This window comes from Pseudomonas sp. BR20 (genome assembly GCF_050780135.1).
Taxonomy (GTDB): Bacteria; Pseudomonadota; Gammaproteobacteria; order Pseudomonadales; family Pseudomonadaceae; genus Aquipseudomonas.
In genome coordinates this window covers 786,524-803,991 of record NZ_CP172012.1, presented here as the reverse complement: position 1 = coordinate 803,991, position 17,468 = coordinate 786,524, and the positions used below count along the sequence as shown (strand labels likewise).

General features: G+C 61.7%; 15 protein-coding genes. 4 read left to right on the top strand and 11 right to left on the bottom strand.

What is annotated here, in order from left to right; genetic code table 11:
- Positions 1–33 precede the first annotated feature (33 nt).
- On the bottom strand, positions 34–1,056 hold the full coding sequence (gene motB / locus ACHPFG_RS03490; protein WP_431701621.1) for a flagellar motor protein MotB: 1,023 nt from the start codon (positions 1,054–1,056) through the stop codon (positions 34–36).
- Between the two features lie 3 nt (positions 1,057–1,059).
- Positions 1,060–1,911 (bottom strand): flagellar motor stator protein MotA, encoded by an 852-nt coding sequence (gene motA / locus ACHPFG_RS03485; RefSeq protein ID WP_053139364.1) that lies wholly within the window; start codon positions 1,909–1,911, stop codon positions 1,060–1,062.
- A gap of 167 nt (positions 1,912–2,078) precedes the next feature.
- Here motA and ACHPFG_RS03480 point away from each other — a divergent pair, with 167 nt between their 5' ends.
- Genes ACHPFG_RS03480 through asd form a run of 3 tightly spaced genes read left to right on the top strand, consistent with a single transcriptional unit; the run spans position 2,079 to position 5,364 of the window.
- Positions 2,079–3,614, top strand: coding sequence for an HDOD domain-containing protein (locus ACHPFG_RS03480; protein WP_431701620.1), 1,536 nt, complete (start codon positions 2,079–2,081; stop codon positions 3,612–3,614).
- A 57-nt stretch (positions 3,615–3,671) separates the two neighbouring features.
- Positions 3,672–4,487: a rhodanese-like domain-containing protein gene (locus ACHPFG_RS03475; protein ID WP_431701619.1), complete on the top strand. Its 816-nt coding sequence runs from the start codon at positions 3,672–3,674 to the stop codon at positions 4,485–4,487.
- A gap of 16 nt (positions 4,488–4,503) precedes the next feature.
- Positions 4,504–5,364: an archaetidylserine decarboxylase gene (asd, locus tag ACHPFG_RS03470; protein WP_431701618.1), complete on the top strand. Its 861-nt coding sequence runs from the start codon at positions 4,504–4,506 to the stop codon at positions 5,362–5,364.
- Between the two features lie 110 nt (positions 5,365–5,474).
- On the opposite strand, the gene serB is transcribed toward asd, so the two are convergent.
- Positions 5,475–6,689: a phosphoserine phosphatase SerB gene (gene serB / locus ACHPFG_RS03465; RefSeq protein WP_431701617.1), complete on the bottom strand. Its 1,215-nt coding sequence runs from the start codon at positions 6,687–6,689 to the stop codon at positions 5,475–5,477.
- 133 nt (positions 6,690–6,822) lie between these two features.
- Between serB and ACHPFG_RS03460 the strand changes: the two genes are divergently transcribed.
- A complete protein-coding gene (locus ACHPFG_RS03460; protein WP_431701616.1) occupies positions 6,823–8,355 on the top strand; it encodes an AhpA/YtjB family protein in 1,533 nt (510 codons plus the stop codon).
- Positions 8,356–8,471: 116 nt separating this feature from the next.
- Here ACHPFG_RS03460 and ACHPFG_RS03455 read toward each other — a convergent pair whose 3' ends face one another.
- The 8 genes from ACHPFG_RS03455 to ACHPFG_RS03420 all read right to left on the bottom strand — a co-directional run bounded on the left by ACHPFG_RS03455 (position 8,472) and on the right by ACHPFG_RS03420 (position 17,276).
- Complete coding sequence (locus tag ACHPFG_RS03455; protein ID WP_431701615.1) at positions 8,472–9,182, bottom strand: PqiC family protein; 711 nt, start codon at positions 9,180–9,182, stop codon at positions 8,472–8,474.
- Positions 9,183–9,355: 173 nt separating this feature from the next.
- Positions 9,356–11,620 carry a DNA topoisomerase IV subunit A gene (parC, locus tag ACHPFG_RS03450; RefSeq protein ID WP_090400876.1) on the bottom strand — a complete coding sequence of 755 codons (2,265 nt, stop codon included), beginning with the start codon at positions 11,618–11,620 and terminating at the stop codon, positions 9,356–9,358.
- A 73-nt stretch (positions 11,621–11,693) separates the two neighbouring features.
- Positions 11,694–12,689 carry an esterase-like activity of phytase family protein gene (locus tag ACHPFG_RS03445; protein WP_431701614.1) on the bottom strand — a complete coding sequence of 332 codons (996 nt, stop codon included), beginning with the start codon at positions 12,687–12,689 and terminating at the stop codon, positions 11,694–11,696.
- Entirely contained in the window at positions 12,689–14,593 is a 1,905-nt protein-coding gene (gene parE, locus ACHPFG_RS03440; protein WP_027604917.1) for a DNA topoisomerase IV subunit B, read from the bottom strand. Before parE ends, ACHPFG_RS03445 begins: the two co-directional genes overlap by 1 nt.
- 54 nt (positions 14,594–14,647) lie before the next feature.
- Positions 14,648–15,256: a YqiA/YcfP family alpha/beta fold hydrolase gene (locus ACHPFG_RS03435; protein WP_431701613.1), complete on the bottom strand. Its 609-nt coding sequence runs from the start codon at positions 15,254–15,256 to the stop codon at positions 14,648–14,650.
- Between the two features lie 49 nt (positions 15,257–15,305).
- A complete protein-coding gene (cpdA, locus tag ACHPFG_RS03430) occupies positions 15,306–16,121 on the bottom strand; it encodes a 3',5'-cyclic-AMP phosphodiesterase (protein WP_431701612.1) in 816 nt (271 codons plus the stop codon).
- Positions 16,122–16,218: 97 nt separating this feature from the next.
- Positions 16,219–16,668: a DUF1249 domain-containing protein gene (locus ACHPFG_RS03425; protein WP_003171323.1), complete on the bottom strand. Its 450-nt coding sequence runs from the start codon at positions 16,666–16,668 to the stop codon at positions 16,219–16,221.
- The gene (locus tag ACHPFG_RS03420; RefSeq protein WP_131696786.1) at positions 16,659–17,276 is read right to left on the bottom strand and encodes an NUDIX domain-containing protein; all 618 of its coding nucleotides are present in this window, start codon (positions 17,274–17,276) and stop codon (positions 16,659–16,661) included. Before ACHPFG_RS03420 ends, ACHPFG_RS03425 begins: the two co-directional genes overlap by 10 nt.
- Between the last annotated feature and the right edge of the window lie 192 nt (positions 17,277–17,468).

Here is a 17,468-nt window from a genome sequence, read left to right as displayed (position 1 = left end):
GGCCGCGATCATCGCGGCCTTATTGTAGGTGACTTAGGAACCCGTCCCAGGCACCGTAGGGTCTTTCACCCCACCCTCATCAAACAGGTTCAGCTTCTGCCGCAGCTCATGGGCCGGCAATGGCTCCTGGCCGGGCGGAATGGCGTTTGGGTCGGCCGGCACCTCACCTGGCGCACCCGCTCCCGGAGTTGGGACCGGTGGTGGCGCGGGCTGATCACCTTCAATCGCACGCTGAGCCTTCTTGGTCAGCACAACGATATCGATGCGACGGTTGATCGGGTTGAACGGATCCTTCGCATCAAACAGTTGCGAGGACGCAAAACCCACCACGCGAGCCACTTGCGGATCCGGATAGCTGCCGGCCACCAGCGCACGACGCGCCGCGTTGGCGCGGTTGGCGGAAAGCTCCCAGTTGCCAAAGTCACCCTGGCCCGCGTAAGGCTTGGCATCGGTGTGGCCGCTGATGCTGATCTTGTTCGGCACCGCCTTGATGGTGTCGGCCATGGCCAACAAGATGTCCTCAAAGTACGGTTTCAAGCGTGCGCTGCCAGAGTCGAACATCGGCCGGTTGGCGGCGTCGGTGATCTGGATGCGCAAGCCATCCGGGGTGATCTCGAACGAAATCTGATCCTTGAACTTCAGCAGTTGCGGGTTTTCCTCGACCTTGTTCTGCAACTCTTGCAGCAACAGTTCAAGGCGTTCCTGCTCGACCTGCTCGGCCATGGCTTCGACGGTATCGCGCTCGATCGGGATTTTTTCCTGCGGCGCTTCGGTTTTGACTTCCGGGTTGATGGTGCGCTCAGGCGCCAGTTGCGGCGAGCCGCCCAGGTCGATCACGAACGGCGTACCGCTTTCCGAGAAGCCAATGGGGTCTTTGAAGTAGCCGGCGATGGCGATCTTCTGTTCGGGCGTGGCCGTGGACATCAGCCACAGCACCAGGAAGAACGCCATCATCGCCGTCGCAAAGTCGGCGAAGGCGATTTTCCAGGCACCGCCATGGTGCCCCGCAGCGAAGCGCTTGACGCGCTTGATGATTATCGGCTGGTTGTTTTCCATGGCTTAGCGACCGCGAACCGCTTGTTCCAGCTCGGCGAAGCTTGGGCGATGCTTCGGGTACAGGACCTTGCGACCGAACTCCACCGCCAACGATGGCGGCATGCCCGAAGCGGATGCCACCAGGCTGGCCTTGATCGATTCGTACAGGTTGATTTCTTCCTTGGCGTCATGGGCCAGGGAGGTCGCCAGCGGGCCGAAGAAGCCGTAAGCCGCGAGAATACCGAAGAAGGTACCCACCAGCGCCGCACCTACGTGCATGCCGATAGCCGCCTGATCACCTTCGCCCAGGGAGGCCATGGTCACCACGATACCCAGTACCGCCGCGACGATACCGAAGCCGGGCATGCCGTCGGCCACACCGGTCACGGCATGGGAGGGATGCTCCAATTCTTCTTTGAGGCTGAACAACTCCATGTCGAACAGGCCTTCGAGCTCATGGGGAGCCATGTTGCCGGAGGACATGATGCGCAGGTAGTCGCAGATGTAGGCGGTCATGCGCTCATCTTTGAGCACGGCCGGGTACTTGGCGAAAATCGGGCTGGCCGCGGCGTCTTCGATATCGGCCTCAATGGCCATCATGCCTTCGCGGCGGCTCTTGTTGAGGATCTCGTAAACCAGGCCCAACACTTCCAGGTAGAACGTGTGGGTGAAACGCGAACCGAACATGCCCAGCGACTTCTTGATCACGTGCATGGTCATGTAGCCGGGGTTCGCCTGCAGGAAGGCACCCAGTGCCGCACCACCAATAATCATCACCTCGAAAGGCTGGATCAGTGCCGCAATTTTACCGTGGGACAGGACGTAGCCGCCGAGCACGCTCGCGAAGACGACGATAATGCCGATAATTTTAGCCATAGGAGATGAGTACTTGCGCCGTCGGGTTCATGGACATATTTGGGGGAACTGAAAAACTCTTGTTCCTCTTATCGGCAAAACTGCGCCAGACTATAGCCCGTTAAGGCGAAAAGCCAGTTCGGCCCGCTCCGGGCGTGTTGACCGCAAGTGATGATCGCGCCCCAATCATGGCTAATGAAACGACAGTCCCAACTGCAAAACCTACTTCTCTAGCCGCTTGGATCAAGCGCCTGGACGAAGTGCTGCTGCCTGTTCCACAGGCCAGCCATGACCGCGTATGCAAAGCCATCCGCGATAGCCGCAGTTCGTTGCGAGATATTGCCGAGCTGATGCAAAACAGCCCGGCCCTCGTACTCAGCGTCATGCGCGAGGCCAACAGCCACACCCATGGCAGCCTGACGGCGCCGGCGGAAAACCTCGAAGTGGCGCTTAACCGTCTGGGCCTCAAACGCGCCGAGGAACTGCTGGCACGCCTGCCGTCGGTGCCGGCCCATGAAATTCCCGTAGCGCTGCGCCAGCTGTTGCTGGTCAGCCAGCACGCCTCGCAACAAGCCAATGGATTGTTCGGCAGCCGCCTGGCGCGGCTGTGGCAGGACATTCATTGGGGCAGCCTGCTGTTTCTTTCACCGCTGTGGCCGATGGCCGTTGCCTACCCCAAGCTTTTGGAGGAGTGGGAACTGCGGGTCATCCACAAGGGCGAGTCGGCACGCAAGGTCGAACAGGCGTTGTTCGGTGTGCGCCTGTTGGACCTGTGCCTCGGCCTGACCGAGACCTGGCATCTGCCGATCTGGGTGTCCCAGGGTTATACGCTGTTGCGCACCGAACAGCGCTTGCTGGTCAAGGCCCTGCATATCGCCCGCGAAGACGACCCCCTGCGCCACCAGCAATTGCTCGACGCCGATCCCAACCTGCGCCGCTGGTTGAATCAGCCGGCCAATACGGTGCTGCTGGCCAACGGCCTGGCGATGTCGGCCCAGGAGTCCTGGACCTGCCCGCACACCGAGCGCTGGCAATACCTCACCGCGCTGTACCTGCAACAGCCCCTGAGCGAAGTGCAGCAACAGGTCCACCAGCAAGCCGTCACCAGTGCCCGCGACACCTTGATGCCCGATCTCTGGCACCCGGCGCTGTCGCTGATCTGGCCCTGGCATGTACACAAGATTCATCGCGGCCTGCTGCCCGCACCACCGCCCACCGCCGAAGCCCTGGCCGTCTGGCGCAAGCGTTGTACCGAACTGCTGGTGGAGCCGAGCCGCTTTGCCAACGCCATGCATTTGACTACGTGCGCCAAGGAAGCCTTGGTGGCCAGCGGCATGCAGCGCGTCCTGTTGTTCATGGCCGATCGCGCCCTGAGCACCTTGCGTGTGCATCAGGCCGACGGCCTGCCGAAGGACGCCGCCAACCTGAGCCTGGATGTGGTCAACAGCACGCTGCTGCAGCGCCTGCTGGAAAAGTCCGCCCAGGTGCGCCTCACACCGGACAACCACGCCCAGTTCTCGGCACTGCTGCCGCCGATCCTGCGCCGCCTGTTCACCGGCGAGCACCTGTTGTTGCGCTCCATGAGCTGCAACGGGCGCGTGGTGATGGTGATGGTCGCCGACCAGGGCGGCGGGCCGTTCTCGGAAACCACCGTGCAGGCCTTCGGTAAAACCGCCCAATGCATCGAGAAAGCCCTGCACAGCTTTACCAACCGCAGCGCTTGATGCTTGCGCTACAATCGCCGTCCTTTATCGCCAACATTTGTGCCCAGGAGACCTCACATGCCTGACTTCTCTGGCTTGCCGCTGGTGATCGAATCCAGTGACCTGCTCGGTCAACTGGATGCCGAACACCTGATTCTGGTGGACCTCACCAGTGCCGCCCGCTACGCCGAAGGGCACATCCCCGGCGCGCATTTCGTTGACCCCAAGCGCACCCAACTGGGCCAGGCGCCGGCACCCGGCCTGCTGCCCGGCAAGGCCGATCTTGAGAAACTGTTCGGCGAACTGGGCCACACGCCCGACGCTACCTACGTCGTCTATGACGACGAAGGCGGTGGCTGGGCCGGACGTTTTATCTGGATGCTCGACGTGATCGGCCACCAGAAATACCACTACCTGGACGGTGGCCTGCTGGCGTGGCTGGAGGGCAAGCACCCGCTCTCCACCGACGTGCCCGCCCCGGCCGGCGGCCCGGTCAGTCTCACGCTGCACGACGGCCCCACCGCTACCCGCGAATACCTGCAAAGCCGCCTCGGCGCTGCCGACCTGGGCATTTGGGATGCGCGCGGCCCGCTGGAATATTCCGGCGAGAAGGTGCTTGCGGCCAAAGGTGGTCATATCCCTGGCGCGGTGAACTTCGAATGGACGGCCGGCATGGACAAAGAGCGCAACCTGCGCATCCGCCGTGACATGCCGCAGATTCTCGAAGACCTCGGGCTGACCAAAGACAAAGAAATCATCACCCACTGCCAGACTCATCACCGCTCTGGCTTCACCTACCTGGTGGCCAAGGCGCTCGGTTATCCGCGAGTCAAAGGTTATGCCGGTTCCTGGGGCGAATGGGGCAACCACCCCGACACCCCCGTCGAGATTTAAGGTTTAAGGACAGTCAATGAAAAAGCAGTTGTTTATCCTCAGCCAGTACCTGCTGCCGCACCACCTGCTGTCGCGGTTAGCCGGCTGCATCGCCGAGTGCCGCGTGCGCTGGTTCAAGAATGCCTTCACCACCTGGTTTGCCCAGCGCTACGAAGTGGACATGTCCCAGGCGCTGGTGGAGGACGTGACCGCTTACGAGCACTTCAACGCCTTCTTCACCCGCGCCCTGAAAGACGGCGCCCGCCCACTGGACCAGACCCCTGGCGCAGTATTGAGCCCAGCCGATGGCGCAGTCAGCCAGCTTGGCCCCATCGAGCACGGTCGTGTGTTCCAGGCCAAAGGCCACAGCTTCAGCGTGCTGGAACTGTTGGGCGGTGATGCCGCGGTCGCTGCGCCGTTCATGGGCGGCGATTTCGCCACCATTTACCTGTCGCCGAAGGACTACCACCGGGTGCATATGCCACTGGCCGGTACCCTGCGTGAGATGGTCTACGTGCCTGGGCGGATTTTCTCGGTAAACCAGACCACCGCCGAAAACGTGCCGGAATTGTTTGCGCGTAACGAGCGTGTTGTCTGCCTGTTCGACACCGAACGCGGCCCGATGGCGGTGGTATTGGTGGGGGCGATGATTGTCGCGTCGATTGAAACCGTATGGGCCGGCCTGGTTACCCCGCCGAAGCGCGAACTGAAAACCTTCCGCTATGACGAAGCCGCCCGCGCGCCGATTCACCTGGAGAAGGGTGCGGAGCTGGGTCGCTTCAAGCTGGGCTCCACTGCGATCGTGCTGTTCGGGCCGGATCAGGTGAAGTGGGCTGAAGAATTGGTGGCGGGTTCGCCGGTGCAGATGGGCCAAGGCATCGCTTTACCTAAAGCCTGACGCCGAACCCAATGTGGGAGGGGGCTTGCTCCCGATAGCGGGATATCAGTCAACACATCAGTGACTGAACCACTGCCATCGGGGGCAAGCCCCCTCCCACATTTAGTCAGTTACAACTGACCGTCGCGGTCGCGAAAGCCCAGCAGATACAGCACGCCATCCAACCCCAAGGTCGAAATCGCCTGCTTGGCCGATTGCTTGACCAATGGCTTGGCGCGGAACGCCACACCCAAACCGGCGATTGCCAGCATCGGCAAGTCGTTGGCGCCGTCACCGACCGCAATGGTCTGCTCCAGACGCAAACCTTCCTTGTGTGCCAATTCCTTCAGCAGGTCCGCCTTGCGCTGCGCGTCGACAATCGGCTCGACCGCGACGCCGGTCACCTTGCCATCGACCACTTCCAGTTCGTTGGCGAACACATAGTCAATGCCCAGCTTGGCCTGCAACTGCTTGGCGAAGTAGGTGAAGCCGCCCGACAGGATCGCCGTCTTGTAGCCCAGACGCTTGAGTTCGGCGAACAGGGTTTCGGCGCCTTCGGTCAGGCGCAGCGACGCACCGATGGAGTCCAGCACGCTCACATCCAGGCCCTTGAGCAAGGCCAGGCGTTCCTTGAAGCTGGCGCGGAAATCCAATTCCCCGGCCATGGCGCGCTCGGTGATCGCGGAAACCTGCTCGCCCACGCCGGCCGCCTTGGCCAGTTCGTCGATGACTTCGGCTTCGATCAGCGTGGAGTCCATGTCGAACACCGCCAGGCGACGGTTACGACGGAACAGCGAATCTTCCTGGAAGGCGATATCAACGTTCAGCTCCTGGGCCACGCTGAGGAATTCGGCGCGCAGGGCCTGTGGGTCGGCCGGTTCACCGCGCACGGAGAACTCGATGCAGCCTTTACCCTGGTCAGCGGGGGTGTCCAATGGCATCCGACCCGACAGACGGTCGATATGGTCGATGTTCAAACCGTACTGCGCGGTAATCGAGCTGACGCGCTGCAGCTGTTCGGCGGTGACCTTGCGGGTCAGCAGCGTCACGATATGGCGCTTCTTGCCCTGGCCGGCCACCCACTGCTGGTAATCCTCTTCGGATACCGGGGTGAAACGCACCTGCTGATCGAGCTTATACGCCGTAAACAGGATGTCCTTGAGCACCGATGAGGCCTGCTCGGTGCTGGGAATTTCCACCAGGATGCCGAACGACAGCGTGTCGTGGATCACCGCCTGGCCGATGTCGAGAATGTTCACACCACCCTGTGCCAGAACGCCGGTAATGGCTGCGGTAAGACCTGGGCGGTCTTCACCAGTGATGTTAATCAGGACAATTTCGCGCAAGGCGCACCCCCAGGCTGGAAAAAAACCGCATTCTACCCACTTTCAGTGACCATCGGGCACAGCCAGCGCTTTGCCGGTCTTGGGCCTGTCGCTATACTGCGCGTCAACTTCACGGACCAAGAGCCGAGCTCAAGTGAACCGGCCCACGCCAGTAAAAACCGACAACTTCTTCCTGCTGATCTTCCGGGCACTGCGCCACCGCCGTGTACCGATCGCATTACGCATCGCCAGCCATAACGTGATCCTGGTCGCCCTGGCCCTGGTGATCTACGCCTGCGTGATGGGTTTGCAATTCAAGCAGGCCATGCACGAGCAAGCCGACGCCCTGGGCGAGAGCCTGACCACGCAGACCGCCACCTCGGCGACTGAGCTGCTGGTGTCCAACGACATCCTCAGCCTCAACGTGCTGCTCAACAACCTGACCAAGAACCCGCTCGTGGCCCATGCCGCCATCTACAGCGTGGACAACCGCATCATGGCCGAAGCCGGGCAGCGCCCGAAAAACGGCCTGCTGGGCGAAGCCGAAGGTCTGTACCAGAGCAATATCACGTTTCAGGACGTGAAGGCCGGCCAACTGCGTATCAGCCTCGACATGCAGCAGTTCCAGCAGCCGATGACCATCAGCCTGCAAAGCATGGGTATCCTCAGCGCCATCCTGCTGGCGTTGGCCCTGGCCCTGAGCTTGCGCCTGGGCCGGCATATCTCCACGCCGCTCATGCAACTGCGCATCTGGCTGCGGGACATCGACGAACACACCCCGGCTACCGACCGCCAGGATGAAATCGGCGACCTTGCACGCCAGCTGCACGCCAGCTTCGCCCCGGAACCGGCGGTGCCTGAAGTCGAGCCAGAGCCTGAATACGACGACACCGATTACGACGACGAGCCCGAGTTCGAAGTGCGCAACCTGCGTGACCCGGGTTTCGACGAGCGTCCGCCGGTGGCGGGCCTCAAGCCTGCACCGCGTCATGCCTTCAAGGCCGAAGAAGACGACCTGGACGATGAAGACCCCTTCGCCGACCTGCGTGATACGTCAGCCGACAGCACCGCAATCGCCCCCAAGGCGGCGCCGGTACGCAGCAGCGAGCCGCAGTACAGCGCTGTGCTCGCCGTACAACTGGGTGCCCAGGACCAATTGCGTCGCCTGCCCCGTGCGCGCCTGACCGAACTGCTGGAACGCTACCGCGACTGCCTCGACCAGGCCGCCTCGCTGTACCAGAGCGAACTGCACACCCTGAACGACGGCAGCACGCTGATGCTGTTCCACAGCGAAGACAGCGGCGAAGATTACCTGACCAATGCGATTTGCTGCGGTGAGTTGCTGCGCGCCTTGGGCCATGAATTGCAGATCGAAGTCGCCGACAGCGGCATCACCCTGCAACTGCAACTGGGCCTCACCGTGGGCGATGATCTGTTCGGCATGAGCCAGATCGACCTGCTGCTGACTGAAAACGCCCAGGACGCACTGGCCTTGTCCCAACACAGCCGTAACCTGCTGCTGGTGGAGCGCAAGATCAGTGAAGACACGCTGATCCGCCAGCGCGCGCGTATCCGCCCAATTGCCAGCCCTGAGGGGGCAAGCTGCGTGGAGCGGTTGATGGAGCCGTATCCCTCGATGCTGGAGCGGCAGTTGGCGCGGATGCATGAGACCCGCGCAAAGCCCTGAAGAACATGTGGGAGGGGGCAAGCCCCTCCCACACTTGATCTGCGCCGTGACTTATATCTCCACACACAAGAAGGCCCGCTGAGTCAGCGGGCCTTTTTTGTTGGAGCCTTTTCAGATCAGAACCTGAACACTTCCATATCCGTACGGATCGGCGTAGCCATCGGCATCTTCGGCTTTTGCGGCTCTGCCGGCTTGGCCTGTACCGGGGCTGACTTACGGGGCGCCTCGGCGATGGGTGGCTGGTTGGCCAATGGCTTGAGGGCCACCGACAGCTGCTGCGCCAATTGCTGCAGCAGCACGCCCTGGGCCTGAACCTGGGACGCGGTGGTGCCGGTGTGCTCTTCCTGCAGGTGCACGATGCGGTTATCACGCACCTGGCCGCGACGGTCGATCAAGCGCCATTGCGCATCGAGGATCGCCGGTTGCGATTTACCGGAATCAAGCCGGGTAATGGTCAGCAAGACCTGCACATCCGGGCTGAAGCCGGTGGGCGCGGGCGCCAGGACCACACGCTGGCTGTCCAACTGACCGGCCACCTGACGCAACATCAACTGGTTGATATCAGACGACAAACTGCCTGCCCAACGACCATCGGTGGAACCTTGCAGGCTTCCATCGTTCTGACGTTGCAGCAGGGTTTCGCGTTGCAGGTAGTCGGCCACGACCACCGGCCCGAGCAAAACGGCCATGCCAGCGGTTTGGGCTGGCTGAGCTGGACTTCCGCTGTCCAGCTGGTACAGCGACACAGGCTTGTGTGTGCTGCAACCCGCCAACCCCAAAAGGCCAGCGAGCATCAAAAATAGAGGAACGCGTGGAGCAGTCATCATCCCATCCAGGTGGCTGCCACAAGGCGAACCACAATGTAATACTAAAAATAACCTAAACACGCTCGGCCACGCCGGCGCTGGAAAGGCCATATCATCCGTGAATATGCGCCATGACTCCAGCGCCAAAGCGTCGATCTACGCTTTAAATCGTAGATCGAGGGCTCTAATACGCCTTAAACCGGCGTTTCCACCAGCAATGCATCCACACGCTGGAAGCCGCGAGGCAATTTATTACCGCGACGACCACGCTCGCCCTTGTAGTGTTCGAGGTCGTCAGGGCGCAATGACAACGTGCGCTTGCCGGCCTGGAGCACCAGGGTGGAACCTTCCGGGATCACTGCGATGTCGGTCACGTACTCTTCGCGACTGGCCACCCGCTCGCCGGGAATACCAATAATCTTGTTGCCCTTGCCTTTGCCCAACTGCGGCAGATCGCTGATCTTGAACACCAGCAAGCGCCCTTCGGTGGTCACCGACGCCAGCCAGTTGCCTTCGCGGTCTTCCACCGGACGCGGCAGGATGACCTTGGCGTTGTTCGGCAGGCTCAACAATGCCTTGCCCGCCTTGTTCTTGGCCTGCAGGTCTTCACCCTTGACCACGAACCCGTAGCCCGCGTCGGAAGCGATCACATACAGCGAATCGTCATCCGGCAGCAGCACACATTCAAAATTCGCCCCAGGTGGCGGCGTCAGGCGACCGGTCAACGGCTCGCCCTGCCCCCGCGCCGAGGGCAAGGTATGGGCCGGCACCGAATAACTGCGCCCGGTGGAGTCAATAAACACCGCAAACTGGTTGGAACGCCCGGCTGCGGCAGTCTTGAAGCCATCACCCGCCTTGTACGACAGGCCAGTGGCGTCAATATCATGCCCTTTGGCTGAACGAACCCAACCCTTTTCCGACAGAACGACGGTAATTTTCTCGTTCGGCAGCAGTTCGGTCTCTGTCAGCGCCTTGGCTTCGGCACGCTGCACGATTGGCGAACGGCGGTCGTCACCATAGGTTTCGGCGTCTTTGATCAACTCGGTGCGCACCAGCTTCTTCAGCTTGGCTTCGCTGCCCAGCAGGGCCTGCAGCTTGGCTTGCTCCTTGAGCAGCGCGTCTTGCTCGTCGCGCAGCTTCATTTCTTCCAGGCGTGCCAACTGACGCAAGCGGGTGTCGAGGATGTAGTCGGCCTGGATCTCGCTCAGCTCGAAACGCGCGATCAGCTCGGCTTTCGGGTGCTCGGCGGTACGGATGATGTGGATCACTTCATCCAGGTTGAGGTAAGCAATCAGCAAGCCGTCCAACAGGTGCAGGCGGCGTTCGACCTTGTCGAGGCGGAACTGCAGGCGGCGACGCACGGTTTGTATCCGGAACTCCAGCCACTCGACCAGCAGGTTGCGCAGGTTTTTCAGCTGCGGCTTACCGTCCAGGCCAATGATGTTGACGTTGACCCGGTAGCTGGACTCCAGCTCCGTGCTCGCAAACAGATGCTGCATCAGCACTTCGTGGTCGACCCGGCTGTTGGTCGGGATGATCACGATGCGGCATGGGTTTTCGTGGTCGGACTCGTCACGCAAGTCAGCGACCTGGGGCAATTTCGATGGCTTGGCCTGCATCAGCGCAGCAATCTGCTCCAGCACCTTGGCACCGGACACCTGGTGCGGCAGCGCGGTGACGATAATGTCGCCGTCTTCAATGTGATACACGGCACGCATGCGCACCGAGCCCTTGCCGGTCTCGTACATCTTCAGCAGGTCGGCGCGCGGCGTGATGATTTCGGCTTCGGTCGGGTAATCCGGGCCCTGGATATGCTCGCAAAGCTGCTCGACCGTGGCCTTGGGCTCATCCAGCAAGCGCACGCAGGCGGCGGCGACTTCGCGCAGGTTGTGCGGCGGTACATCGGTGGCCATGCCGACCGCGATACCGGTGGTGCCATTGAGCAGGATATTCGGCAAACGTGCGGGCAACACCAGCGGCTCGTCGAGAGTGCCGTCGAAGTTCGGCCCCCAGTTCGCGGTACCCTGGCCCAGTTCGCTGAGCAACACTTCCGAATAGCGCGACAGGCGCGCCTCGGTGTAACGCATGGCCGCGAAGGACTTGGGATCATCCGGCGCACCCCAGTTGCCCTGGCCATCGACGAGGGTGTAGCGGTAGCTGAACGGCTGAGCCATCAGCACCATGGCTTCGTAGCAGGCCGAATCGCCGTGAGGGTGGAATTTACCGAGCACGTCACCGACGGTACGCGCCGACTTCTTGTGCTTGGAGTCGGCGTCCAGGCCCAACTCACTCATGGCGTAGATGATGCGCCGCTGTACGGGCTTGAGGCCGTCGCCGATATGCGGCAAGGCACGGTCCATGATCACGTACATGGAGTAGTTGAGGTAGGCATTTTCGGTGAAGTCAGCCAGCGACCGGCGTTCTACGCCATCTAAGCTGTCTGCGAGGATGTCACTCATGCGGGCCTCATCATTGTTTGGTAAGGCGCAGCGGAAATGCCGCCGCGCCGGATCGATTCAAAAAAGTAGCGGCTCATGGCTGGGCGCTCCAGCCGCCGGCGGGGGCGGCGAAACGATAGACCATGGGGCGTTTTTCACCATCGGCGCGAGGGCCGAAATTATTGTCGATGCCCAGCCAGACACCGTCTGCGTCCACCACCAGGGCTTCGGCCAGGCCATAGGGCTGGGCGTAACGCCGCTCGGGCGTCAGGGTTTCGTCAGCGAACGACCAGCACAGCTCGACCTTGGCCGTGACCGCATCGCGCCGGCAGATCTGGAACGCATTGCGTTCCAGGGTAAACAGCTTGCCGTCGAACAGTGACAGATCGGCGAAATCCTTGGACACCGCCTTGGCACCGATGAACTTGGCCGGCTGCATCTCCTGGCCGGCCTCACTCAGCAATACGCAAGGGCCGTCGCAATCCCACAGGCTTTGCGGACGCTTGATGGAGATGAGGCCGCGCCGCTCACGCTCCGCAGCCAGCCAGATCTGATTACCCTCGGGGTTGATTGCCAGGCCTTCGAACAACGCATTGAAGTGCAGCAACATGCCACTGGCCCGTGCTTCACGCACCATGCCCGGGGCGATCTTCAACCATTCAGGCGCACCGTTCACCGGCACTTGCAGCACCGCCGCATGGGCTTCACTGACAATGTAGCGATTGCCGGCGGCATCGCAGGTGATGCCTTCAAAATCCAGGTCGCCGCCGCGAATGAACGACGCAGCCTTGGTGCGCGAACGCAGCCCCCAGGGCAGCCCGGATTCCGGCACCGGCGGTACATCGATGCTTACCGCTTCGGCTTGCCAGGTCGGCGCACGGGTATCGAGACGATAGATCTGGTCGTCATCACGGTCGGAAACCGTCCACAACTCCTTGCCACACTGCGCCAGGCCCGACAGGTTACCGCCGCGCATGCCGTCCACCGGGTGTTCGGACACCAGCTTGAGCTCAGCCACGGGCGCGGCGGCGACCTGAGTCGCTGCCAGCCCGCTCAACATCAGGATCGCCAGGGCGAAACCTGTGCGCATCAGCCCAGGACCTCGGCGAGGTTGCCTTTGGATTCCAGCCAGGACTTACGGTCCGGAGCGCGTTTCTTCGCCAGCAGCATGTCCATCATTTCCGAGGTGGCGGCGAAGTCTTCCAGGGTCAACTGCACCAGGCGCCGGGTGTTGGGGTCCATGGTGGTTTCACGCAGTTGCGGCGGGTTCATTTCACCCAAGCCTTTGAATCGGGTGACCTGCGGCTTGCCGCGCTTCTTCTCGGCCACCAGGCGGTCAAGGATGCCATCGCGCTCGGCTTCGTCCAGGGCGTAGAAAATTTCCTTGCCCAGGTCGATACGGTACAGCGGCGGCATGGCGACGTAGACGTGACCGGCATCCACCAACGGGCGGAAGTGCTGCACGAACAACGCGCACAGCAGGGTCGCGATGTGCAGGCCGTCGGAGTCGGCGTCGGCGAGGATGCAGATCTTGCCGTAGCGCAACTGGCTCATGTCGGCGGCGCCTGGGTCGACGCCGATGGCCACGGCGATGTTGTGCACTTCCTGGCTGGCGAGGACTTCGCTGCCATCGACTTCCCAGGTATTGAGGATCTTGCCGCGCAACGGCAGGATCGCCTGGAATTCCTTGTCCCGCGCCTGCTTGGCGGAACCGCCGGCGGAGTCACCCTCGACCAGGAACAGCTCGGAGCGCATCGGGTCCTGCCCGGCGCAATCGGCCAGCTTGCCGGGTAATGCCGGGCCTTGGGTGATGCGCTTGCGCTCGACTTTCTTGCTGGCCTTGAGGCGACGGCCGGCGTTGTTGATCGCCAGTTCCGCCAGGGCCAGGCCCAGTTCCGGGTGCTCGTTGAGCCACAGGCTGAAGGCATCCTTGACCACACCGGAAACAAATGCCGCCGCTTCGCGGGACGACAGGCGCTCCTTGGTCTGGCCGGAGAACTGCGGCTCCTGCATTTTCATCGACAGTACGAACGCAATGCGCTCCCACACGTCTTCCGGCGCCAGCTTCACGCCACGCGGCAGCAAGCTGCGGTATTCACAGAATTCGCGCATGGCATCCAGCAAGCCCTGGCGCAAACCGTTGACGTGGGTGCCGCCTTGGGCGGTAGGGATCAGGTTGACGTAGCTTTCCTGCACGCTGTCGCCACCTTCGGGCAACCACAGCAGCGCCCAGTCGACGGCTTCCTTGTTGCCGGCCAGGCTGCCGCAGAACGGCTCGTTGGGCAGGCGCTCGAAATCGCTGACGGAGTCTTCCAGGTAGGAACGCAGACCGTCTTCGTAGTGCCACTCGACCTTTTCGCCAGTGCCTTTGTCTTCAAAGGTCACCAACAGGCCCGGGCACAACACGGCCTTGGCCTTGAGCACGTGCTTGAGGCGGCTGATGGAGAATTTCGGTGAGTCGAAGTATTTAGGGTCCGGCGCGAAGTACACGCTGGTGCCGGTGTTGCGTTTGCCAACGGTGCCGATCACCTGCAGGTCGGTGGCTTTGTAGCCATCGGCGAAGGTCATCTCGTACTCGTTGCCGTCGCGCTTGACCTTGACCCGTACCAGCGTGGACAGGGCGTTGACCACGGAAATACCCACACCGTGCAAGCCCCCGGAGAACTGGTAGTTCTTGTTGGAGAACTTGCCGCCGGCGTGCAGCTTGGTGAGGATCAGCTCGACGCCCGACACGCCCTCTTCCGGGTGAATGTCCACCGGCATGCCGCGACCATCGTCGGACACTTCCAGGGAGTGGTCGGCGTGAAGAATGACGTGCACCGACTTGGCGTGCCCCGCCAAGGCTTCGTCGACGCTATTGTCGATGACTTCCTGGGCAAGGTGGTTCGGCCGACTGGTGTCGGTGTACATGCCGGGGCGTTTGCGCACCGGGTCGAGGCCCGAGAGGACTTCGATGGCGTCGGCGTTATAAGAGCTAGCGCTGGGAGTGGCCATGGGGTCTCGTCGTGAGTCGTTCGATTAAAAAGTGACCTGCGATTTCCAAGGCAATTACAGGGCCGAGAAATCGAAGGATTGATACTGATCTGCGCCAATGCCGGCAAAACTCAACAACGCCGGCAATTGCTGGGCGAACCCCTGGTAACCATGGTCGCCACCGGCCTGGATGCGCAAGGCACAGGCACGGTAATACGCTTGGGCGAGGCGATAATCCAGTGTTTCATCGCCGGTCTGCAACCACACCTGGTAACGCGCGGCGTCCTGGGGCGCCGGTACTTCCAGCTCAGCCAGCGCCATGACGTGGTCGTGGGTCAATTCCCAGGTTTCATCGGTGTAGAGGTTCTTCTGGGTGCCCAGGTAACCGTCGAACATCCGATGGGGGCTGACGGCCGGGTTGACCAGCAGCGCCTTGAGGCCATGGCGCTCGGCAAGATGGGTTGCATAGTAGCCGCCGAGCGAGCTGCCGACTAGCAGTGGCCGCCCCAGCTGGGCAATGGCTTCCTCCAATTGAGGAATTGCCTGACGGGGATGGTGATGCAGAGCCGGCACACGCAGTTGATCGGCCAGGCCGAGGGTGTCCATCACGGTAACCAGCTGGCAGGCCTTGTTGGACGCAGGCGCACTGTTGAAACCGTGGATATACAGGATCGAAGCGGACATGCCGGGCTCTCCGTGCTTCAGCCAAAGAGGCGCAGTTTACAGGTAAATCTCAGTAGCCGTTGCTACCGTAATCCACCGTAAACGCGAAGCCGACCAGGCGCTCTACCCCGGTTTCCAGCCGTCCATCGGCATGCAAACGCAACCAACGATAGCCCGGCGCTTGCTCGCTGACCTTGAAATCTTCGCTGCCTGGCGCGAACTGGATGCAGGTGGACGGCGAAGCCAGCAGGCGCACACCGTTGCGCTCCCGGTCGATCTCCTGGTGCACGTGACCCCAGAGCACTGCCCTCACCTGCGGGAAACGGTCCAGCACGGCAAACAACGCATCGGGGTTGCACAAGCCGATAGGTTCCATCCACGCACAGCCGATGGGCACCGGGTGATGGTGGAAACACACAAGATGATGGCGGTTCGGGGCTTCGCTCAAGGCTTGAGCCAGCAATTGCAGCTGCGAATCCTGCAGGTAGCCCGGCACCGAGCCGGGCACGGCGGAGTCGAGCAGGGTGATACGCCAGTTGCCGACGTCCACTACGGGCTCCAGCAGGTCACTGTGCGCGGCAGCGTGCGCCATGATCTGCGGTTCGTCGTGGTTGCCGGGAATCCAGCGGGCCGGAGCATCGATTTGCCGGGTCATATCGCGAAACTGTTGATAAGACTCCAGCGTGCCGTCCTGGGATAAATCTCCCGTGGCCAGCAGCAAATCGATCCGAGGCTGCTGCGCGCGCACCAATTCGATCACCCGCTGCAGGCTCTCGCAGGTGTTCATACCCAACAGCGTGCCGTCGGCCTCGGCAAACAGGTGACTGTCGGACAGCTGCACCAGCAACGCCGGCGCATCGGGGTTCAAGGTGGATACGCTCGGCAAGGCGCTCTCCCAAGGCAATCACAGGAATATAGAGTTGGAGCGATTATGCTGGGGCAGGACGCAAAGAGGAAACCCAGGAAGCCGACGCAGTTCACATCTATCGCACGACTTCGAACTCATGGCCCAGGGCCAGGCAGTGACTCAACCATTCACCGAGGAACACATTGAGCTGTGCTTTCTCATCGGGCTGGTGCATGAACACATTCGGATAAGGATAGATGCTGCGAAAGCGCCGCGCATGTTCGGCGCTGATCACTTCGGCCATTCGCGCATCGTGGTACACCTGCACTTCCAGTTGCGGCACCGGCAGCCACGGCAGGCTGTGTTCCTGGCGTACGCGCAGGGTGGTGGTGTACGGGCAATTGACGATGACTTCCAGGGCCAGCACGCCCAGCATCTGGTCGCCATGGGTCACGCCGATGCGCCGCGCCTCCGGGGCGTGGCGCATGTCGGGCAGCAGGCGCATCAGCCGCGCATAGTTAGCCTCGCAGGCGGCTTGCAGCCCGATCAGGTCGACTCGATATCGTTCCCGTGCCTTTACTGCCATAACCCCCTCACTTCCGCGCGATTAAGCGCAAGCCATTGCAGGGCGATAATGCTGGCTGCGTTGGAAATTTTGCCATCACGAACGGCTTGCAGGGCGTCTTCAAATGCCCAGACCGTAACGCGGATGTCCTCTGCTTCTTCTTCCAGTCCATGGACACCACCCGCCCCCGTGCTGTCACAGCGGCCCAGGTACAAGTGGACAAATTCGGTACTGCCACCGGGCGACGGGAAATACTTGGTGATCGGCCACAGTGCGGAGAACGTCAGCCCAGCTTCCTCCTCGGCCTCGCGGTGTGCAACCTCCTCCGGTTCTTCGTCCTTGTCGATCAGCCCCGCGACCATTTCTACCAGCCAAGGGTTATTGCTGCGTCCCATGGCGCCCACGCGAAACTGCTCGATCAGCACCACTTCATCGCGCTGCGGGTCGTAGGGCAACACGCAGACCGCGTCATGGCGCACGAACACTTCGCGATTGATCACTCGGCTCATACCGCCATCGAACTTTTCATGACGCAGTTGCACGCGATCGAGCTGGTAGAAGCCCTTGTAGGCATTGTCGCGCTGAACAATCTCGATCGTACTCGGCGTCGATTTCGCAATGTCCGTCATACCCTTCCTCATCATGTCCGGTGCAATTCGCGCCATCCTAACGCGCTCCTGCCCATTGATGCAGCCCCTTTGCGGTTGCCGGGCCAGACGGAGGAGGTCAAACTCACGCTCAATCAGCTTAGTGGCGAACTGACTGCCCTGCCGGTAGTCGAAGCTCCACAAATTTCGCTCTTATCGATAGACGAAGGACAT